Consider the following 1,728-nt stretch of genomic DNA (forward strand, 5'->3'; position numbering starts at 1 on the left):
CCTTAAATGAAAAACTAACTTCCACCTTTAGTCTGTTTTGCTCTACATTAGGAACTGGGGGTGGAAGTTAGTCTTGCAATCGTTTATTCTATAAGAAATACCAGGGCTCCTCCCTGGTCATATCCTCCAACTACCGGAAATGGAATATTTTTATTGTATAGGAGGATTCATTTATGTCTACTAAAGCTACTGGAAACAAAAAACACCTTACCCTTGCTGATCGTGCTGCCATTGAACATGGTATCAGCCGTGGGGAAAATTTCACGCAGATTGCCTGCAGAATCAACAAGGATTCTTCTACCATTTCCAAGGAGATTCGGCGTCACCTTTTCCGGGTTCCTCATTTTCAAAACGAAACCCAGCGGAAGCGCTCAGAATGCGAGCATTTTCAGAACTGTGTAAAGCAGCATATCTGCGGAAATCAGACTTGTAATTCCTTATGCTGGAAATGCCGCCCTAAGCGCTGTTCCATGTATTGTCCTGACTTTACTCCCAGACTCTGCGAAAAGTTAAAAAAGCCCCCCTACGTGTGTAATGACTGCCCTCAGATACGCAACTGTTCCCACGACTTCTATTTCTACAGGGCCAATTATGCCAATGATATTTACAGTGAAACAAAATCTTCTTCACGGTCTGGGATTAACCAGACTCCTGAGTCCCTGGAACAGCTGGACCGTCTGGTTTCCCCTCTGCTTCTGCAGGGACAGCCTTTGTCCCATATCTTTGCTTCTAATCAGGAATCCGTCCCTTGTTCTATAAGGACCCTCTACAACTATATAGACCAGGGATACTTCACTGCAATCAACCTCGACCTTCCCCGGAAGGTCCGCTACAAAAAACGTCGGCAGGTCCGCAGAGAACCTGACAACACTGGATATAGAAAAGACAGATCCTATCAGGATTTTGAGAGATATCTGGAAAAGTTTCCAGATACAAATGTGGTGGAATTAGATGTGGTGGAAGGTGCCGGGGGAAAATCAGAACAAGTACTGTTGACCATGCTTTTCCGTAATTGTAGCCTTATGCTTATTTTTCTTATGGAGGCTGACAGGAAGGACAACGTACAAGATGTGTTTCAGCGAATATATACCCATCTGGGAGCAGAGCTATATCGAAAACTCTTTCCGGTCATTCTTACAGACAATGGTGCCTCATTCAAAGATCCAGCTATTTTTGAACGACCTGAAGGTGAACTTCTATCCCGTGTCTTTTACTGCGATCCCATGGCTTCCTGGCAGAAGGGACGTCTGGAAAAAAATCATGAATTCATCCGTTATATTATCCCCAAAGGTACGACATTCGCAGGCTTGGACCAGGAGCAGGTAACTCTGATCACCAACCACATCAATAGCGTAGCAAGAGCCAGTTTAAACGGCTGCACCCCGTTTGAACTGGCTCTGCTGCTGATAGACAGAAAACTGCTGGACCTCTGCCAGCTGGAAAGGATTCCCGCCAACCAGGTGATCCTTAAGCCATCACTCTTGAAAAAGTAACTGCAAGATCCATTTCCGGTGCTGGTTTCATAATCAGGCCGGTGGAAGTTACTTTTTCAAAAGTACTTTCAGTGGTCCCAAAATCATGCCCATCTTCCAGAAAAAGCTTTGTTTTCTGCCCTTATTATATGTTAATTTTTACGAATAATCCAGAACTATATGGATGTTAGTCCTGCAAAAAGGTCTTATTTTACCTGTGCCAATATATGGTGGAAGTTACTTTTTCATTCAACCA

General features: G+C 44.0%; 1 protein-coding gene. It reads left to right on the top strand.

Translation table 11 applies throughout. The annotated features are described in order from the left end of the window. Positions 1 to 173 precede the first annotated feature (173 nt). The gene (locus DWW86_RS16885) at positions 174 to 1,493 is read left to right on the top strand and encodes an IS30 family transposase (protein ID WP_009243531.1); all 1,320 of its coding nucleotides are present in this window, start codon (positions 174 to 176) and stop codon (positions 1,491 to 1,493) included. The last annotated feature ends 235 nt before the right edge of the window (positions 1,494 to 1,728 follow it).

Origin of the sequence: Ruminococcus sp. AF17-22AC, assembly GCF_003460065.1 — a bacterium.
In the GTDB taxonomy this organism is placed as follows: domain Bacteria; phylum Bacillota; class Clostridia; order Lachnospirales; family Lachnospiraceae; genus Blautia_A.

Bases quoted from the DNA above. Each gene is read 5' to 3' on its own strand.
- DWW86_RS16885 (WP_009243531.1), top strand. From the start codon at position 174: ATGTCTACTAAAGCTACTGGAAACAAAAAACACCTTACCCTTGCTGAT.